This window comes from uncultured Paracoccus sp. (genome assembly GCF_947496875.1).
Taxonomy (GTDB): domain Bacteria; phylum Pseudomonadota; class Alphaproteobacteria; order Rhodobacterales; family Rhodobacteraceae; genus Paracoccus.
Window position 1 is genome coordinate 150,770 of sequence record NZ_CANMEH010000006.1, and the last position, 17,560, is coordinate 168,329.

At 70.2% G+C, this 17,560-nt stretch carries 17 protein-coding genes; 9 read left to right on the forward strand and 8 right to left on the reverse strand.

The features are described from left to right. Window positions 1-10: 10 nt before the first annotated feature. From Q0938_RS09835 to Q0938_RS09860, 6 genes are read left to right on the forward strand one after another with little or no spacing between them, the layout of a single operon-like run. Window positions 11-628 (forward strand): histidine phosphatase family protein, encoded by a 618-nt coding sequence (locus Q0938_RS09835; protein WP_299361545.1) that lies wholly within the window; start codon window positions 11-13, stop codon window positions 626-628. 10 nt (window positions 629-638) lie between these two features. Then, window positions 639-1,415 carry a TIGR04290 family methyltransferase gene (locus tag Q0938_RS09840; protein WP_299361547.1) on the forward strand — a complete coding sequence of 259 codons (777 nt, stop codon included), beginning with the start codon at window positions 639-641 and terminating at the stop codon, window positions 1,413-1,415. Beyond that, entirely contained in the window at window positions 1,412-2,344 is a 933-nt protein-coding gene (locus tag Q0938_RS09845; RefSeq protein ID WP_299361550.1) for a glycosyl hydrolase, read from the forward strand. The genes Q0938_RS09840 and Q0938_RS09845 overlap by 4 nt, the downstream gene beginning before the upstream one ends. 15 nt (window positions 2,345-2,359) lie before the next feature. Next, complete coding sequence (locus tag Q0938_RS09850; RefSeq protein ID WP_299361552.1) at window positions 2,360-3,511, forward strand: inositol-3-phosphate synthase; 1,152 nt, start codon at window positions 2,360-2,362, stop codon at window positions 3,509-3,511. A 25-nt stretch (window positions 3,512-3,536) separates the two neighbouring features. Continuing rightward, entirely contained in the window at window positions 3,537-4,502 is a 966-nt protein-coding gene (locus Q0938_RS09855; RefSeq protein WP_299361554.1) for a zinc-binding dehydrogenase, read from the forward strand. Beyond that, window positions 4,487-5,497: a Gfo/Idh/MocA family oxidoreductase gene (locus tag Q0938_RS09860; protein WP_299361556.1), complete on the forward strand. Its 1,011-nt coding sequence runs from the start codon at window positions 4,487-4,489 to the stop codon at window positions 5,495-5,497. The genes Q0938_RS09855 and Q0938_RS09860 overlap by 16 nt, the downstream gene beginning before the upstream one ends. Before the next feature lie 88 nt (window positions 5,498-5,585). Here the strand turns inward: Q0938_RS09860 and Q0938_RS09865 are convergent, their stop codons facing one another. Next, window positions 5,586-6,086, reverse strand: coding sequence for a DUF892 family protein (locus tag Q0938_RS09865; protein ID WP_299361558.1), 501 nt, complete (start codon window positions 6,084-6,086; stop codon window positions 5,586-5,588). A gap of 228 nt (window positions 6,087-6,314) precedes the next feature. Between Q0938_RS09865 and Q0938_RS09870 the strand changes: the two genes are divergently transcribed. After that, a complete protein-coding gene (locus tag Q0938_RS09870; RefSeq protein WP_299361560.1) occupies window positions 6,315-7,361 on the forward strand; it encodes a polysaccharide pyruvyl transferase family protein in 1,047 nt (348 codons plus the stop codon). Then, window positions 7,358-8,761, forward strand: coding sequence for a Coenzyme F420 hydrogenase/dehydrogenase, beta subunit C-terminal domain (locus Q0938_RS09875; RefSeq protein ID WP_299361562.1), 1,404 nt, complete (start codon window positions 7,358-7,360; stop codon window positions 8,759-8,761). Before Q0938_RS09870 ends, Q0938_RS09875 begins: the two co-directional genes overlap by 4 nt. A 129-nt stretch (window positions 8,762-8,890) precedes the next feature. Here the strand turns inward: Q0938_RS09875 and Q0938_RS09880 are convergent, their stop codons facing one another. The 3 genes from Q0938_RS09880 to Q0938_RS09890 are packed head-to-tail and all read right to left on the reverse strand — an operon-like array spanning window position 8,891 to window position 11,093. Continuing rightward, window positions 8,891-9,823, reverse strand: coding sequence for a phytoene/squalene synthase family protein (locus tag Q0938_RS09880; protein WP_299361564.1), 933 nt, complete (start codon window positions 9,821-9,823; stop codon window positions 8,891-8,893). Further along, window positions 9,820-10,350, reverse strand: coding sequence for a sterol desaturase family protein (locus Q0938_RS09885; protein WP_299361566.1), 531 nt, complete (start codon window positions 10,348-10,350; stop codon window positions 9,820-9,822). Before Q0938_RS09885 ends, Q0938_RS09880 begins: the two co-directional genes overlap by 4 nt. Then, window positions 10,347-11,093, reverse strand: a complete 747-nt coding sequence (locus Q0938_RS09890; protein ID WP_299361568.1) for a fatty acid desaturase — start codon at window positions 11,091-11,093, stop codon at window positions 10,347-10,349. Before Q0938_RS09890 ends, Q0938_RS09885 begins: the two co-directional genes overlap by 4 nt. Window positions 11,094-11,183: 90 nt before the next feature. Here Q0938_RS09890 and Q0938_RS09895 point away from each other — a divergent pair, with 90 nt between their 5' ends. After that, window positions 11,184-12,659, forward strand: a complete 1,476-nt coding sequence (locus Q0938_RS09895; protein WP_299361571.1) for a deoxyribodipyrimidine photo-lyase — start codon at window positions 11,184-11,186, stop codon at window positions 12,657-12,659. Between the two features lie 20 nt (window positions 12,660-12,679). On the opposite strand, the gene Q0938_RS09900 is transcribed toward Q0938_RS09895, so the two are convergent. Genes Q0938_RS09900 through Q0938_RS09915 form a run of 4 tightly spaced genes read right to left on the reverse strand, consistent with a single transcriptional unit; the run spans window position 12,680 to window position 17,553 of the window. After that, a complete protein-coding gene (locus tag Q0938_RS09900; RefSeq protein WP_299361573.1) occupies window positions 12,680-14,179 on the reverse strand; it encodes a phytoene desaturase in 1,500 nt (499 codons plus the stop codon). Beyond that, the gene (gene crtY / locus Q0938_RS09905; protein WP_299361575.1) at window positions 14,176-15,363 is read right to left on the reverse strand and encodes a lycopene beta-cyclase CrtY; all 1,188 of its coding nucleotides are present in this window, start codon (window positions 15,361-15,363) and stop codon (window positions 14,176-14,178) included. The genes Q0938_RS09900 and crtY overlap by 4 nt, the downstream gene beginning before the upstream one ends. Then, a complete protein-coding gene (locus Q0938_RS09910; protein WP_299361577.1) occupies window positions 15,360-16,583 on the reverse strand; it encodes a glycosyltransferase in 1,224 nt (407 codons plus the stop codon). The genes crtY and Q0938_RS09910 overlap by 4 nt, the downstream gene beginning before the upstream one ends. A 4-nt stretch (window positions 16,584-16,587) precedes the next feature. After that, window positions 16,588-17,553 carry a polyprenyl synthetase family protein gene (locus Q0938_RS09915; protein ID WP_299361579.1) on the reverse strand — a complete coding sequence of 322 codons (966 nt, stop codon included), beginning with the start codon at window positions 17,551-17,553 and terminating at the stop codon, window positions 16,588-16,590. Between the last annotated feature and the right edge of the window lie 7 nt (window positions 17,554-17,560).

Consider the following 17,560-nt stretch of genomic DNA (forward strand, 5'->3'; position numbering starts at 1 on the left):
GCAGGCGGGCATGAGCCGACGGATCGGGCTGGTGCGGCACGGGGCGCATGACGAGCTGGGCCGGGTGCTGAGCGGACGGGCGACCGACGTGGCGCTGAACGCTGCCGGTCGGGACGAGGCCGCAGTCCTGGGACGCGCGCTGAGCAAGGGTTGCGGTCAGGATGCTGGCGCGATCGGGGCCATCCACGCCAGTCCGCAGCGGCGCACGCGCGAAACGGCCGGGATCCTCGGCGAGACACTTGGCGTGGTCCCGCAGGTCGATCCCGCGCTGGACGAGGTGGATTTCGGCCGCTGGGCGGGACAGGGCTTTGCCGCACTGGACAGCGATCCCGACTGGCAGGAATGGAACCGGCGGCGGGCATCCGCGCCCAGCCCCGGGGGCGAGACGATGCAGGCGGCGACGCTGCGCGCGGCGCGGCGCCTTGACACCCTCGCGGCAGAGGCGGGCGGCGGCGCCGCGCTGCTGTGCGTCAGCCATTGCGACATCATCCGCGGGGTGATCGCCCATTACCTACGCCTGAGCCTCGATCACATCCTGCGGTTCTCGATCGATCCCGGTCGGGTGTCGTGGCTGGACGTCGATGGACAGGGCGGCGCCCAGGTTCTAAGCGTTAACGCCCGAAACTGACGGACCCATGATGGCAGACACAGAAGTGCAGCAGGACGTCGCGCGGCTTGGCCCGTGGTTCCACAATCTGGACCTGAACGGGGTGCGGACCGCCCCGGACCATTTCCTGGGCGACTATCCCACCGACAAGTTCCGCCGCTTCGCCGACCTGCTGCCCGCCGACCTGACCGGCCGCAGCGTGCTGGACATCGGTTGCAACGCCGGGTTCTACAGCCTGGAAATGAAGCGGCGCGGGGCGGCGCGGGTGGTCGGCATCGACAGTGACGACCGCTATCTGGCCCAGGCGCGCTTTGCCGCGGACACGCTGGGCGTGACCGGGATCGAGTTCCGCAACCTGTCGATCTATGACGTCGCGGCACTGGGCGAACGCTTCGATCTGGTGATCTTCATGGGCGTCCTCTACCACCTGCGCCATCCGCTGCTGGCGCTGGACCTGATCCGTGAACATGTGGCCGCCGACCTGATGCTGTTCCAGACGCTGACCCGCGGCCCGGACAGCGTGGCCGAGGTGGCCCCCGACTACGACTTTGCCGACGACGCGCATTTCCAGGACCCGTCCTATCCCCGCATTGCATTCGTCGAGCGGGCCTGGGCCAGTGACTGGACGAACTGGTGGGTGCCCAATCGCGCCGGGGTCGAGGCGCTGCTGCGCGCCTCGGGCTTCGTGATCGAGGACGGACCGCGCGACGAGGTGTATCTGTGCCGCATCGGCCCCGTGCCCTATGCGCAACACGGCCCGGTGACGGTCTATCCCGCCCGGGCGCCGGAAGGAGACGCAGCCCGATGATCGAAGCCGCGATGATCTGGAACGAACCGAACAACAAGTCGCACTGGGACCCCGAGCTGGACCCCGACTGGTCCCGCTATGGCGAATGCGTGACCCTTGCGGGGCAGGCGATCCGGCGGGTCAATCCGGCGATCACCCGGGTTCTGGGCGGCATGTCGCCCATCGATCCGCTGTGGGTGCAGCGGATGGAGGCGCATGGCGCGCTGGACCATGTCGACGCGGTCGCCGTGCACGGCTTTCCGCTGGACTGGAACCTGTGGCCGATCCACGACTGGCCGGCCAAGCTGGACGAGATCGCGGCGGTCACCGACAAGCCCGTCTGGGTGACGGAGGTCGGCGTCGGCAGCTTTGGCGCCGAAGAGGTGCAGGTGTTCGGCGTCGAACGGACGGCGGCGCTGCTGATCGGGCGGGCGCCGCGGATCTTCTGGTATTCGCTGTTCGATCTGCCGCAGGAATGGGGCGCCACCACGCGCCACCGCGAGGCCGAGGGGTCGTCCTATTACCGGCATTTCTACATGGGCCTGATCCGCGCCGACGGCACCCCGAAACCGGGTCTGGACGCCTATGCCCCGCATGCGGACCGGATGGGGCTGATGCAGTGGTTCCACTATCAGGACCCGCGGCTGGACGATGCCGTGGCTTGGATGAAGCGGCTTGGCGTGCGCCACCTGCGCACCGGGCTCTCCTGGGCCGACAGCTTTCGCCCCGATGCGCTGGGCTGGTTCGACCGGCAGATGGAGGCGCTGGCCGATTTCGACACCACCGTCACTTTCTGCTTTACCCCCGAACATCTGGGCCCGGGGGCGCATCACACCAGCCCGCCCCACGATCCGCAGCAATTCGCCGATTTCTGCGCCGCGATGATCGACCGCTATGCGGCGGCCGGATCGTCTCCCGCCCCATCCGCGCCCCAGCCCGCCCTGACCTGACCTGAAGGCCATTCGATGACCGACCAGCGTTCCACCATCAACGTCGCCATCATCGGGGTGGGCAACTGCGCCAGTTCGCTGGTGCAGGGGCTGGCGCATTACAGCGGCCGCAACGACGCCGCCGGGCTGATGCACCACACGCTCGGCGGCTATCGCCCCGACGACATCCGGATCGTGGCCGCCTGGGACATCGACGCCCGCAAGGTGGGCAGCGATGTGGCCCGGGCGATCTTCGCCCCGCCGAACTGCACCACCGTCTTTGCGCCCGACGTGCCGGACACCGGCGCCGTCGTGCGGATGGGCCGGGTGCTGGACGGGGTCGCCGACCACATGGCCGACCAGCCGGCCGAGCGGACCTTTGTCACCTCGGACGCCGCCGAGCCGACGCGCGCCGACGTGGTCGCGGCGCTGCGCGAGGCGCGGGTGGACGTGCTGGTGAACTACCTGCCGGTCGGCAGCCAGAAAGCGACCGAGTTCTACGCCGAATGCGCGCTGGAGGCCGGCGTCGCCTTCGTGAACAACATCCCGGTGTTCATCGCGTCGGACCCGGTCTGGGCCAAGCGGTTCAGCAAGGCGGGCGTGCCGATCATCGGCGACGACATCAAGGCCCAGATGGGCGCGACCATCGTTCACCGCGTCCTGACCGACCTGTTCCACAAGCGCGGCGTCAAGCTGTGCCGCACCTATCAGCTGAACACCGGCGGCAACACGGATTTCCTGAACATGGCCAACCGGCGCCGGCTGGAAAGCAAGAAGATCTCCAAGACCGAGGCGGTCCAGTCGGTCGCGGCCGAGCGCCTGGCCGACGAGAACATCCATATCGGCCCGTCCGACTATGTCGCTTGGCAGAACGACAACAAGGTCTGCTTCCTGCGGATGGAGGGCGAACTGTTCGGCGGGGTTCCGATGAACCTCGAACTGCGCCTGTCGGTCGAGGACAGCCCGAATTCCGCCGGCGTGGCCATCGACATGATCCGTTGCGCCGCAATCGCCCGGGATCGGGGCCTTGCCGGGCCGGTGCTGGCGCCCTCGGCCTATTTCTGCAAGCACCCGCCGCGGCAGATGACCGACGATGCAGCCCACGACGCGGTCGAGGCGTTCATCGCCAAGGCGCCCGCGGCGTCCGGGGCGCTGCTGGAACCGGCGGATGCCGTGACCGGATCGTGACCGGTCCAGCCAGGGGAACATGATCATGAGCCAGACCATGCAGGCCGCGGTGCTGCGCGGCCCGGAGCAGATCGAGATGACGACGGTGCCGGTGCCGCAGCCCGGTCCGGGCGAGGTGCTGATCCGCCTGGAAGGCTGCGGAATCTGCGCCTCGAACGTGGAGCCGTGGCAGGGCCAGCCCTGGTCCACCTGGCCGGGCGCCCCGGGGGGGATGGGGCACGAGGCCTGGGGGCGAATCGCTGCGGTGGGGGATCGCGTGACCGGGCTGTCCGTGGGCGACCGGGTCACCGCGCTGACCGAGCGGTCCTACGCCGAATATGATCTCGCCCCGGCCGATCAGGTCGTCCCGCTGCCGGAGGCGCTGGCCGGCCAGCCGGTGCCGGGCGAGCCGGTGGCCTGCGCGATGAACATCTTCGCCCGTTCCGATATCCACCCGGGCCAGACCGTCGCGATCATCGGCATCGGCTTTCTGGGGGCGATCCTGACCCGGCTGGCCAGCGACGCCGGCGCGCGTGTGGTGGCGATCTCTCGGCGGCGCAGCTCGCTTGACCTCGCCCGATCGCTGGGCGCGGCCGAGGTCATCGTCATGGATGACCACGCGCGCATCATCGAGACGGTCAGTGCGCTCACCGGGGGCCGGATGGCCGAACGGGTAATCGAGTGCGTGGGCCGGCAGTGGCCGCTGGACCTGGCCGGCGAGCTGGTCGCCGAGGGCGGCCGGCTGGTCATCGCCGGCTATCACCAGGACGGCCCGCGCCAAGTCAACATGCAGATGTGGAACTGGAAGGGGATCGACATCGTCAGTGCCCATGAACGCGATCTGCAGGTCCGGATGGCGGGTCTTCGCGCGGCGGTGGATGCGATCGCCACCGGAAAACTGGACCTCGCGCCGCTGCTGACCGGAAGCTATCCGCTGGACCGGCTGGGCGACGCGCTGGCCGCGACCCGCGACAAGCCGGGCGGCTTCGTCAAGGCTTGGATCGCGCTGTGACGCGCCCGTTAAGGCCCCGCCTGGGGTTCCTGGGTACGGGATGGATCGGGCGGCACCGGATGGCCGCGATGGCCGGCACGGACCTGGCCGACATCGTTGCGGTGGCCGAGCCGGATGATGCCGCGGCGGCCGAGGCGCTGCAGCTTGCCCCCGCCGCGCGGCGGGTCGACGGTCTGGACGCGCTGCTGGACGCGGGTGTCGACGGGGTGGTGATCGCCACCCCCAGCGCCGCCCATGCCGCGCAGTCGACGGCCGCGCTGAGCGCCGGCAAGGCGGTGTTCTGCCAGAAGCCGCTGGGCCGGAGTGCCGCCGAGGTCGCGGCCGTGGTGGAGGCGGCGGCCTGCGCCGATCGCCTGCTGGGGGTCGATCTGTCCTATCGCCACACGGCCGGGATGACGGCCATTCGCGACCTGCTGGCGCAGGGGGCGCTGGGGCACGTCTTCGGCGTCGATCTGCTGTTTCACAATGCCTGGGGGCCGGACAAGCCGTGGTTCTACGACCCGGCGCTGTCTGGGGGCGGCTGCGTCGCCGATCTGGGCGTGCACATGGTCGACATGGCCCTGTGGGCCCTGGACTGGCCAGAGGTCACCGGCGTGCAGAGCCGGCTGTTCGCCAAGGGCGCCCCCCTGGCCGATCCCGACCGGCAGGTCGAGGATTATGCCGTCGCGACCCTCGACCTGGCCGGCGGCACCGTCGTGCGGCTGGGCTGTTCCTGGGGCCTACAGGCCGGCCGGCCGGCGGTCATCGGGGCCGAGTTCTTCGGCGCCGAGGGCGGTGCCAGCCTGCGCAATGTCGACGGATCGTTCTACGACCTGATTGCCGCCCGTCATCACCACACGCAGGAAGAACCGCTGTCGTCCCTGCCCGACGAGTGGGGCGGCCGTGCGGCGGTGGACTGGCTGGCACGCCTGGCGCAGGGGGCGGGCCATGATCCCCGATCCGATCGGCTGGTGACGGTCGCGCGGGTTCTGGACGCCATCTACGGGCGCGCGTGACTGTCAGGGATGCGGAGAAGGAACAGCGGCCGCCACGAGGATGGCGGCCGCGACCTTGCGAGCTTGTCGCCGAGCGGCGGATGCCGGGTCAGCTTGCCTGCCGGTTCAGGCGGGCTTCGGCCACCTTCGTCAGCTTCTGGTCCGCGGCGTACTCCTCGTCCAGGTTCTGCTTCAGAAGCGCGGCGGCATCGTTGCGACCCAGCTCCTGTGACCACGCGATCAGCGTGCCGTAGCGGCTGATCTCGTAATGCTCGACCGCTTGGGCCGACGCGGCCAGAGCGGCATCCAGAGCCGACTTGTCGTCGATGTCGCCCGCGATCGAGTTCGCTTCCTCGATCAGGCCGTCGATCGCCGGGCAGTCGGTGCCCTTGGGGCTGAGCCCCAGCATGCCGAACACCTGGTCCAGACGGCTGATGTGGTTCTCGCTCTCGACACGGTGCTGCTCGAACCCCTGCCGCAGCGTCGGGTCGGTCGCCATCGTGCTCATCTTGGTCAGCGCGGTGACGATCTGGTTTTCTGCGTAGTAGATGTCCTGCAACGTGTGCACGTACAGGTCTTCAAGCGTGCTCATGTTCTGGAAAAGGGCCATGGTCTGTCTCCTGCATGGATGGCCGTCCTGCCGGCTGTGGGCAGTCGCGGCCGTGACCGGTTAGCCCGGCCCAACCGGTCTCGGACCGGGGAGGTTGCGCGGTTTGACAAATATTGACTGCATCCCCGGCTCGCCTCTTGGCACTGGACCTCCGGCTCGCCGGCTGGTTCAAGCGTCGCGGCCGGATCGAAGGATCGGGCGGCCCGACTGACAGACGAAGGATGTTTCATGCGCGTCGGCGTGCTGACCTTTCACCGCTGCATCAACTACGGGTCGTACTGGCAGGCACGCTGTCTGGTGCAGGGCATCGCCGCGCGCGGCCATGAGGCGGTCCTGCTGGACCACCGGTCCTGCGCGGTCACCTCGCGGGAATGGCGCTATGCGTTCCAGCCGCTGTTGCCCGACCGCAGCGGCCGGGCCGACATCCGCCGCTATGGCGTCAAGCTGCGGCGGTTCCTGGATGCGTTCCGCGACCTGCCGCTGTCGCACCCCTTCGATCTGGACGACCGGAACGGGGCGCCGCCGGCGGATCTGGTGGTGATCGGCAGCGACGAGGTGCTGAACCTCAGCCATCCTTGGTACGGCGGCAAGCCGATCTTCTGGGGAGAGGGGCTGCGGGCGCCGCGCCGGGTGACCTACGCGGCCAGTTGCGGCAATTATGACGCGCAGGTCGGCCTCGCGCCCGAGTGGCGGGCGGCGCTGGCCGGGCTGGACGCGGTGTCGGTGCGCGACCAGAACACCCGCACCCTGGTGGCGACCGCCACCGGGCAGGAGCCTGAGATGGTGCTGGACCCGGTGCTGCAATTCCCGCCCGCGGTGCGGCCGGCGGAGGAAGGCGCGCCCTATCTGCTGGTCTATGGCCATCACATCCCCGACTGGTTCGCGGATCGGGTGCAGGCCGAGGCAAGGCGCCGCGGCTGGCGGATGATCAGCGTCGGCTATCGCAACGACTGGGCCGACGAGCAGCGGCTCGAGGCCGGTCCGCTGGAGTTCGCGGCCCTGGTCGCCGGGGCCAGCGGCATGGCGACCACCTATTTCCACGGCTGCGTCTTTGCGCTGGTCAACGGCGTGCCGCTGGTCTGCGCGCCGTCCGATTACCGGTGGAACAAGCTGCGCGACCTGACGGCGCTGCTGGGACTTGACCGGCAGCTGACCTTTGCCGATCGCGATCCGGCCGAGATTGCGGCCGCGCTGGATGCCCCGGCCGACGTACAGGCACGGCTGGCGGCGCTGCGCGCCCAGTCCGACGCCTATCTGGACCGGGTGCTGGCATGACCAACGCCCCGCCGGTCGTCAGTCCCGGGCAGATCGTCCGGTCCGGCCTGTGCATCGGCTGCGGTGTCTGCGTGGCCGACCAGCAGCAGGCCCGCATGGCCTGGGACCGGTTCGGCCAGTTGAAGCCGGACGGACCGGCTGACTGGCGCGACGCCCCGGATCCCCGGTTCTCCGCCATCTGCCCGTTTTCCCCTGCCGCCGCGGACGAGGACGAGATCGCCGCCGCCCGGCTGGCCGATGCGCCGCTGCACGACGACCGCATCGGCCGGCATGTCAGCTGCCATGTGGGGGCGGTGGTCGAACCGCCGTTCCGGCCGGCCGGCAGCTCGGGCGGCATGGTCAGCTGGGTCGCCGCAGAACTGATGCGGCGCGGCGAGGTCGATGCCGTGCTGCACGTCCACCCGCGCCCGCAGCGAAAGGGGGCAAACGGGCCGTTCTTCGGCTACCGCATCGCCCGGACCGTGGACGACCTGCTGGCGGGTGCCCGGTCCCGCTATCACCCCGTCCACCTCGCCGACGTGCTGGCCGAGGTGCGGCGCGTGCCGGGCCGGTATGCGGTGGTGGGCATTCCGTGCTTCATCAAGGCCGTGCATCTGGCCCGCGCGCAGGACCCGGTGCTGGCCGAGCGCATCGGCTTTACCCTCGGCCTGTTCTGCGGCCACATGAAGAGCGCGCGGTTCGTGACCAGCTTCGCCTGGCAGCTCGGCGCCGATCCGGACCGGGTGCAGGCCGTCGAATATCGGCGCAAGGACGAGGGCCGGCCGGCGAACTGGTACACCGCCCACCTGACGCTGGATGGCGGCGAGACGGTGCAGCAGGACTGGTGGCATCTGGCCGATGGCGACTGGGGAGCCGGCTATTTCCAGAACAGCGCCTGCAACTGGTGCGACGACGTGGTGGCCGAGACGGCCGACATCAGCTTTGGCGATGCCTGGGTCGAGCCCTATTCGTCGGACGGCCGGGGCACGAATGTCGTCGTCGTCCGCACGCCGCTGATGCGGGAGCTGGTGCAGCACGGGCTGGCGACCGGACGGCTGGAACTGTCCGAGGTGGATGCCGATTTCATCGTCGGGACCCAGGCCGCCGGGTTCCGGCAGCGGCGCGAGGGGCTGGCCTATCGCCTGACCTGGCGGCGCCGGGGTATCTGTCCGCGCAAGCGCGTGGTCGCCTCGGCTGCGGGGCTGTCCTGGCGCCGCAAGCTGGTCTATCGGCTGCGCGCCGCGATCAGCCGCGATTCACACCGGATGGCCGATCTCGCGCTGCGGGCCGGGCGACCGGGGATTTATCTGCGCTGGGCCTGGGCGGCGTATCGCCTGTACGAGGGCGCCGTCTACGGGCGCGGGCGCTGGGGAACGGTGTTCGACTACGCCGAACGGGTGTGGTGCAAATCCCGGTCGTGAGGGTGCTCAGCCGAGCCGCCCCCGGCGCTTTTCGACAGGCCCTGATGCGGATGGGCGGGACGGGCTTCTCCTTGTGGAAGGACTCGGGCGACGTGGCTTGTTCCCGATCCGGCGCGCGACCCGGTTATTTCAATGCGGACGCGTCCACAGCCCGTCACGCGCGACATCCATCTGAACGGCCCTGCGGCTGCGCAGCGCATCGCCCTTGGCCGCCGTGATTAGTGCCAGCTTGGTGGGTAGGGTCGTGCCGATGCGGCGGCGATAGGCCTCGGGTCCGCCGGACCGGATCCGCAGGCCGATCGCCCGATAGATCCGAAGCGCGGCGGCGATCGACCAGGCGGCCCGGTAGGGCAGGGCTGCCAGCCCGATCCGGGCCGACGCGTAATAGGGTTCGGCCATGTCCAGCAGACGCAGCGTTGCCGCATGGACCGCCGCCGGCGGGGTCGCGGCGCGGGGGTCCGGAACCGCGCCGTCCAGCCATTCGCCGGGCAGGTAGACCCGGCCCATCCGGGCATCGTCCATGACGTCCCGGGCGATGTTCGTCATCTGGAACGCCAGCCCCAGATCGCAGGCCCGGTCCAGCACCGCATCGTCGCGCACACCCATCACTCGCGCCATCATCACCCCCACGACGCCTGCCACATGGTAGCAGTAGCGAAGCGTGTCCTCGGCCGTGGCATAGCGGCGCCCGGCCACATCCATGGCGAACCCGTCGATCAGGTCCAGCGGCCAGCGGTCGGGAAAGTCGTGCCGGCGCGCGACGTGGCGCAGCGCCTGGAACGGGGCAGGGACAGGACCATCGCCGTGCAGCGCGCGCAGGGTGTCGGCCCGCAGCGCCTGCAACCGCTCGGCCGCGTCTGGCGGCGTCAGCCCGGCGCCCCCCATATCCTGACCGTCAATCACGTCGTCGGCGTAGCGGCACCAGGCGTACAGCATGACCGTGTCCTGCCGCATCGCCGCCGGCATCAGCAGCGAGGCGGCGGCAAAGCTCTTTGATCCCTTGCGGATCACCTCGCCGCTGTCGCGGGCCAGTCGATGATCGGTCGCCGGTGCCGCGGTCACACCTGATCCTGCCGGTCGGGGTTCCACGCGTCGGGGTGGGCCGAGGCGCGCTTTGCCAGCACGCCCGAGCGTCTCAGGCGGTCCTTCAGCCCGTCCACCTTGGGGGCGTACAGGAACCCGAAGGACACGCAGTCCTCGCGCCCCTCGACCGCGTGATGCAGCCGGTGTGCCTGGTACAGGCGCCGCAGATAGCCCCGCCTGGGGACATGCCGGAACGGCCAGCGCTGGTGGACCAGCCCGTCATGAACAAAGAAATACAGCAGCCCGTAGACCAGCATGCCCATCGCCACCCACCACAGCGGCGCCCACCAGGCCGATCCGACGATGAACAGCAGGATCGACAGCCCGGCAAACACGATCGCGTACAGGTCGTTCTTTTCGAACGGGCCGTGCGTCACCTCGTGGTGGGACGCGTGCCAGCCCCAGCCGAGCGGGCCGTGCATGACCCAGCGATGCACCGCATAGGCGACGAATTCCATCACGGCAACAGTCGCAACGATGATGAAGATGGGGGCAAGCACGCTCATCCCGCGCTCCGCTGCAGCCGTGTCCGCGGCAGCCGCCACCAGGGCACGGTGGGGTACAGGTGATGTTCGTGATGATACCCGCCGAAATGATAGCAGCTGAGCAGCGAGGCCAGATCGTTCATCCGCGGCGAACGGGCATTGTGCCGGTCCGGAAACGGGGTGTCGTCCCGGCGGTGCGGCATCCAGGTGCCGAAAACAAACAGCTGGACCGAGGCAAGGATGGAGGGGAGCGCCCAGAACAGCACATAGGGCCAGCGATCCCCCAGGATCAGCGCGTAGAGTACCGTCGCGCTGCCCAGCAGCCAGAATTCGCGCCAGCCGAAGTACTGCCGCACGAACGCGACGTACCAGCGGACCGGGCCGCCCGGCGCGAAATCGGGGTCGTCGTCGGACCCGGGCGACCGGTGGTGGCGCATGTGCTGGACGATCATGCGCCGGAACGAGAATCCGGCATAGAGCGCCAGGGTCAGCGTGCCGATCGCGGCGTTCAGCCGCGGTCGCCCGGGCGCCACCGCGCCATGCATCGCGTCATGCGCGATGATGAACAGGCCGACCGACAGCCATGTCAGTGCGACAAATATGAACGCGGCCAGGATCGGGTGCGCGGGGGCATCCAGATGCCAGACCGCACCGACATGCAGGACAAGCCAGGCGAGCACGATCAGCAGCGATGTCCCCAGCCCGATCAGGGTCTGGCGCTGGCGGGACAGGGCGGGAACGGGGACGGACACGGGGGCAGTCACGACAACTCTCCGCCGGTGGCGCTGGCTGTCCCTATCTAGGGCGCGCGCGGCGTTCCGGCAAGGCGGTGCAACCTTCCGGAGGCTGGCAGGTTGGCAGGGGACGACGGCGGAACGGGGGTGGCCAGGGTGACGACGATCTGCTGGTTCCGACGCGATCTGCGTCTGACCGACAACCTGGCCCTGACCGCGGCGGCGGAACGCGGGCCGGTGCTCGCGCTGTTCGTGGTGGACGAGGTGCTGACGGCTCAGGGTGCGGCAACCCGCTGGCGGCTGGGCCGGTCGCTGGCGGCGCTTGCCGGCGAGCTTGGCGCGCGCGGCGGCGGCTTGACGATCCGCCACGGACCGGCGGCCGAGACCGTGGCCCGGGTCGCGGCGGACCACGGCGCGGACGAGGTTCACGCAACCGACTGGCCCGAGCCGTCGCGCCATGCCGCCGATCACCGGGTGGCAGACCTGTTGGCACGGGACGGCCGCCGGCTGGTTCTGCATGCCGGTCACACGCTGGTGCCGCCGCACCGGATCCGCACCGGATCGGGCGGCGTCTACAAGGTCTATACTCCCTTTGCCCGCGCCATCCGCGCGCACGGGGTGCCCGACGCCGTGCCGGTGCCGCCCGGACTGAAGCTGGTGGCGCACCCGGCCGATGCGGTGCCCGATCTCGCCCCGGACATGAACCGCGGCGCGGCGGTGCTGGATCGGCACGCCGGCCCGACGGGCGAGGCCGCGGCGCTTGACCGGCTGAACGCATTCCTGCCCGCTGCTGGAGGCTATCATCAGGACCGGGACCGTCCGGACCGGCCCGGTGCCACGTCGGAACTGTCCGAGGCGCTGGCCGTGGGCGAGATCTCGCCCTGCACCATCTGGGCAGCCGCCCGGCGGCACCTGGACGACCCCGCGCTGTCGGCGCCCGCGGAAAAGTTCATGGCAGAGGTGATCTGGCGTGATTTCGCCTGGCATCTGCTGGCCGCCTATCCGACCTTGCCGACCCACGCGTGGCGGCCCGCGTTCGCCGCCTTTCCGTACCGCCGCGACGCGCATGACGAAGCCGCTTGGACGCGCGCGGTCACGGGCGAACCGCTGGTCGATGCGGGGCTGCGCGAGATGTTCGTGACCGGCCGCATGCACAACCGTGTGCGGATGGCGGTGGCCAGCTATCTCGTCAAGCACCTGCTGATCGACTGGCGGGTCGGGCTGGCCTGGTTCGCCGACACGCTGACCGACTGGGACCCGGCCTCGAACGCGATGAACTGGCAGTGGGTCGCGGGCAGCGGCCCGGATGCCGCCCCGTTCTTTCGCATCTTCAACCCCGCCACGCAGGCCGCGCGGTTCGACCCGGACGGCACCTATCGCCGCCGCTGGCTGTGGGACTGGCAAGGCAGCACCTCACCCGACGCAGGAGACTATTTCGAGGCGGTGCCGCGGTCTTGGGGGCTGGATCCGGACTATCCCTATCCGCCGCCGCCGGTGGTGGACCTCAAGGCCGGACGGGCCCGCGCGTTGGCGGCGTTGGCGCGGATGAAGCGGGCCCAGACCGACCCGGACAGTGCCGCCGGCGCGCCCCCATAGCCGCCGCGGGCAGCGCCATCTCAGCGACCGGCGTCGGCCAGCATCAGCCCCGCCGTGGCCTTGGCCGATCCGACCACGCCCGGGATCCCTGCGCCCGGATGGGTGCCGGCGCCCACGATATAGACGTTGCGGATCCGGTCGTCGCGGTTGTGCGGCCGGAACCACGCCGATTGCGTCAGGATCGGCTCGACCGAAAAGGCACTGCCGTGGTGGGCGTTCAGTTGCGACGCGAAATCGGCCGGGGTGAACACGAACCGGGTGGTCAGGGACCGGCGCAGGTTCGGGATCAGCCGTTCCTCCAGCGTGGCCAGGATGCGGTCGGCGTAACGCTCGCCCTCGGCCGCCCAGTCGACCGCGGCGCGGCCCAGATGCGGGACCGGCGCCAGGACGTAATGCGTCGACATGCCGGGCGGCGCCATGTCGGGATCGGTCACCGAGGGCGAATGGAGGTACAGGGAATAATCCGGCGGAAGGGCGGGGCCGCGGAAGATCTCGTTGACCAGCTCGCGATAACGCGGACCGAACAGGACCATGTGGTGGGCCAGCCCGTCGGGCAGGTGATCCAGACCGAAATGGCAGACGAACAGTGACATGGACCAGCGCTTGCGGCCCAGGCTGCGGGCCATGCGCTGGCCGCGCTCGGTCCCGCCCAGCAGGTCGCGGTAATGGTGCATCACGTCGGCGTTTGAGGCGACCCGGTCGCAGGCGATGTGCCGTCCGTCGGCCAGCGTCACCCCGGTCGCGCGATCGGCCGCGACCTCGACCCGGGCGACCTTGGCGTTCAGTTCCAGATGGCCGCCCAGCCGCTGGAAATGCCGGGCCATGCCCGCGACCAGCGCGTTGGTGCCGCCCTTGGCGAACCACACGCCGCCCTTGCGTTCCAGGGCATGGATCAGCAGGTAGATCGAGCTGGTCGAGAACGGGTTGCCGCCGACCAGCAGCGAATGAAAGCTGAAGGCCTGCCGCAGCTTGGGGTGGCGGATGAAGCGCGACACGACCGCATAGACGGAGCGATAGGCCTGCAGCCTGACCAGCTGCGGCGCCACCCGCATCATGTCCGAGATCGACAGGAACGGCACCGTGCCCAGCTTGTCATACCCTTCGGCCATCACCTCGCGCGAATAGGCCAGAAAGCGGCGATACCCCTCGACATCCTCGGGGCTGATGGCCCGGATCGCCGCCTCGATCTGCGCCTGGTCGTCGGCGTATTCGAAGGTGCTGCCGTCGGGAAAGACCAGCCGGTAATAGGGCTCGACCGGCAGCAGGGTCACGTCAGCCTGCATCCGGTGGCCCGAGACGGACCACAACTGCTCCAATGCGTCCGGGTCGGTGATCACGGTCGGGCCCGCGTCGAAGACATGGCCCTGACGGTGCCAGACATAGGCGCGGCCGCCGGGCTTGTCCCGCGCCTCGATCAGGACGACGCGCTGTCCGGCCGCCTGCAGGCGGATGGACAGCGCCAGCCCGCCCATACCGGCGCCGATCACAACTGCGTCGCATCGGTCCGGCATGGGCATCATCGGGCACGCTCCTGTCGCAAGGCGGTCAGCATCGGTTCTTCGCGCAGGCACGGCAAGGCGGCGCGGATCGGGATCGGGGGCTTGCCCACCAGAATACGAGCCTGGTCGGCGACGGTCAGGTTGCCGGCGTAGAAGCGTTCGATCAGCGGTTCGGGCAGGCGGTAGAACCGTTCCAGCACGGCCCGCCGCGCATCCGGCGCGGCCCCCTTGAACAGCATCCGGCTGAGTAGCCGCAGGAAGCGCTGCCGCCGCGCCATGTCCAAGGCCAGTTCGCGCACGGCGGCAAGGACGGTAGCGCTGTCGCCCGGGGTCGCGGCCACCAGATCCGCCACAAGCGCGGCTAGGGGCAGCGAATAGCCGGTCACCGGGTGGAACAGCGCGGCCCGCATCCCCACCGGAACCGCGCCGCCCGCCGCGTCGCGCCAGAACGCGGCCGAATCGAAGGCCATGGCGATCGGCAGCACCCCGCGTTCGCGCCGCCGCGTGGTCCCGGACCAGCCCTGCGCCGCGGCATAGGCGGCGATGCCGTCGTCGAAATCCGATTCGTCCAGCCGAGGTCCATCGGCATAGCGGGTATCCTCGATCAGGATGCGCTGGGGACCGAAGGGCAGCGTGTAGACAAACCGATAGCCGTCGCGCTGGTCGACCGTGGCATCCATGATGATCGGACGCTGGCGGCCGTGGGGCTGTTCCGTGTCCAGTTCCACCCCCACGAATTTCTGCCAGCCCAGAACAAGATAGCGGCGCGGGATCACGCCGGTGGCGTCGATCACGCAGGGGGCAGTCAGCCGTTCGCCGGTGGCAAGCTGCACATGGTCCGCGGTGATCCGCACGGCGCGGCGGGCGTGAACCGTCGCGCCCGCTGCCACGGCATCGCGCAGCGACCGGCTGGTCAGGCTGGCATAGCCGGTGTCGAGGTCGCGGCGATAGCCGGGGAACCGGACCTCCTGCCCCTGCCAGCGATGGGCCACCGCGGGCGCGATCCAGCGCTGGGCGGGTTCCGACAGGTCCGTGTCATGGAACGACCAGGTGTGGCTGTCGGCGGGATCGGCCGGGGCGATGATCATCACCCGCCGGCCGGGGTCGCGCGCCGCGACGGCCAGCGCGATCAACCCGCTCGCCAGCCCGCCGCCGACGATCAGCAGATCGGCGTCCTGCCCTGAACTGGGGGCCGTCCGGGTCATCCTGTCTGCCGCAGGGCGGCCTCGATTGCGTCGGCCGCCGCCGCCGCCCCGCCCGCCGCCGCGATCTCGGCCCGCGCCGGATCCAGGGCTGTGCGCCAGCCCGGCTCGCTCGTGACGGCAACCAGCGCATCGGCAAGCGCGGCGGGTGTGACCCGCCTGGCCGACAGGATGATGGCGCCGCCGATCCGCTGCAGCCGGGCCGCCATGCCGTTCTGGTCGTTCCCCAAGGGCAGGGCGATCATCGGCACCCCGGCCTCGGCCGCGTCCAGTACCGTGTTCAACCCGGCGTGGGTAATGACCGCGGATGCGGCGCGGATCGTCGGCCGCTGGTCGAAAAAGCCGCGGATGTCGATCCGTCCCGGCGCAAGCGCCTGCAACTCGCGGACCTGCGCGGGGGACAGCCCGTCGCAATGCGCCAGCGCCAGATTCATCCCCGTGCGGCTGGCGGCCTCGGCAATGATCCGGAACAGCCGCTGCCGTTCGCCGGCGATCGTCCCCAGCGAGGCAAAGACATAGGGTGCGCCATCGAACGGAACATCCGCGTCATCGGCAGCCGGGCGGCGGATCGGTCCGACCAGCGGCCCGACCGGCTGCGGTCGGGGGAAATCCAGGCCGCCGACCAGCTGGGCGATGGAACCGCCGGGCGCCACCCAGTCGGACGGGCGGTCCCGAACCGGCAATCCGTGATCGCGACAGGACTGCACCAGCGCCCGGCGCTGCGCCGTCATCAGCGCGTCGGACACCCGCCAGGCGCCCCTGGCCCGCCGCTCGCCGTCCGGTCCCGGGCGCCAGTCCCAGCCCACATAGGGGGGCGGCACACCCGGGTCGCGCCGCAGCGGCAGCGACATCGCCAGCGTGATCCGGGGGACGCCCGCGGCCTCGGCGGCCAGGCTGCCGCCGGGCTCCATCTCGTCTACGGCGACCAGATCGATGCCCGCCCTGCGCAGCGCGGCCGGTCCGCCCGCCCCGTGGGCCGCGGTCGCCGCGGCGGTTTCCCACATCAGGCGGACAAAACCGCGCAGACCGCTCTCGATGCGCGCCGCCGCGGCAGGACCGGGGAAGGGCGCAAAGGACGCGCCTTCCCGCCGGGCATGGGGCGCCAGTGCCGGCGGCCCCACGAACACCGTGTCGTGCCCTCGGCTACGCAACACCTCGGCGAGCGCGCCATGCACCGCCGCATGGCTGCGATAGCCCGGCATCATGAATCCGATCCGCGCCATCCAGCTAGGCCGGCGCCGCCCGTGGCTCGGCTGGCCACTCGGCGGCCATGTTCTCACTGCCCAAGCCGGGATTCAAACTGTGGGGCAGCACCTGGGCGATCAGCCGGTCGACATCGGTTCCGCTTAGCGTGCAGTCGGCAAGCGCCGCATCCAGTTCGCTGCGCAGATGATGATAGTGGCGGACGGCGCCGGCCACGCTGCGCACCGCCATCTGCCCGCGCCGGGCGTCGGGCCCGACGTCGCGGCCGACCGTCTTGCCGGTCTGAGCTTCGGTCGCAAGAACGTCCAGCAGGTCGTCGAAACACTGAAAGCAGCGGCCCAGCAGCTTGCCCGCATTCGCCAGGCGGTGGTGCAGTTCCGCCGACACACCGGCGATCCGGCCAACCATCGCGAATCCGCAGACGAACAGCGCGCCGGTCTTCAGGTCGTGCTCTGCCTCGATCCCCGCAGGCGACTTCTGCGAGTCGAGATCGCGCATCTGACCTTCGCACAGGCCGCGCAGTCCCGAGGTTTCGGCGAGGTCCCTGATCAGGTCGACCCGCAGCGGCGCGGGGATCGGGGCGGCGTCGGCGATCACCCGGATCGCCTCGGTCAGCAGCCCGATCCCGCCCAGGATCGCCGCCGCCTCGCCATGCTGGACATGGAAGGCGGGCGTGCCGCGGCGCAGGGTCGCGTTGTCCATGCTGGGCAGATCGTCGATCAGCAGGGATGCGGTGTGGACCAGTTCGCAGGCGACCGCGGCTTCCAGCACCGCGTCAGGGTCGGCGGACAGGCAGTCGCCCGCCACCATCATCAGCGTGCCGCGAAAGCACTTGCCCTGCTGGCCGACCGCATCGGCGAGCAGGACGGCGAGCTGCAGATCGGTGCCGCGCAACTGATCGCCAAGGTCGTGCAGCCGGCTCATCAGCCGGTCGCGAACCGGCGCGCCGGCATCCCCCGGACCGGCCGAGATATCCTTGTTGAATCCCATCTGCACC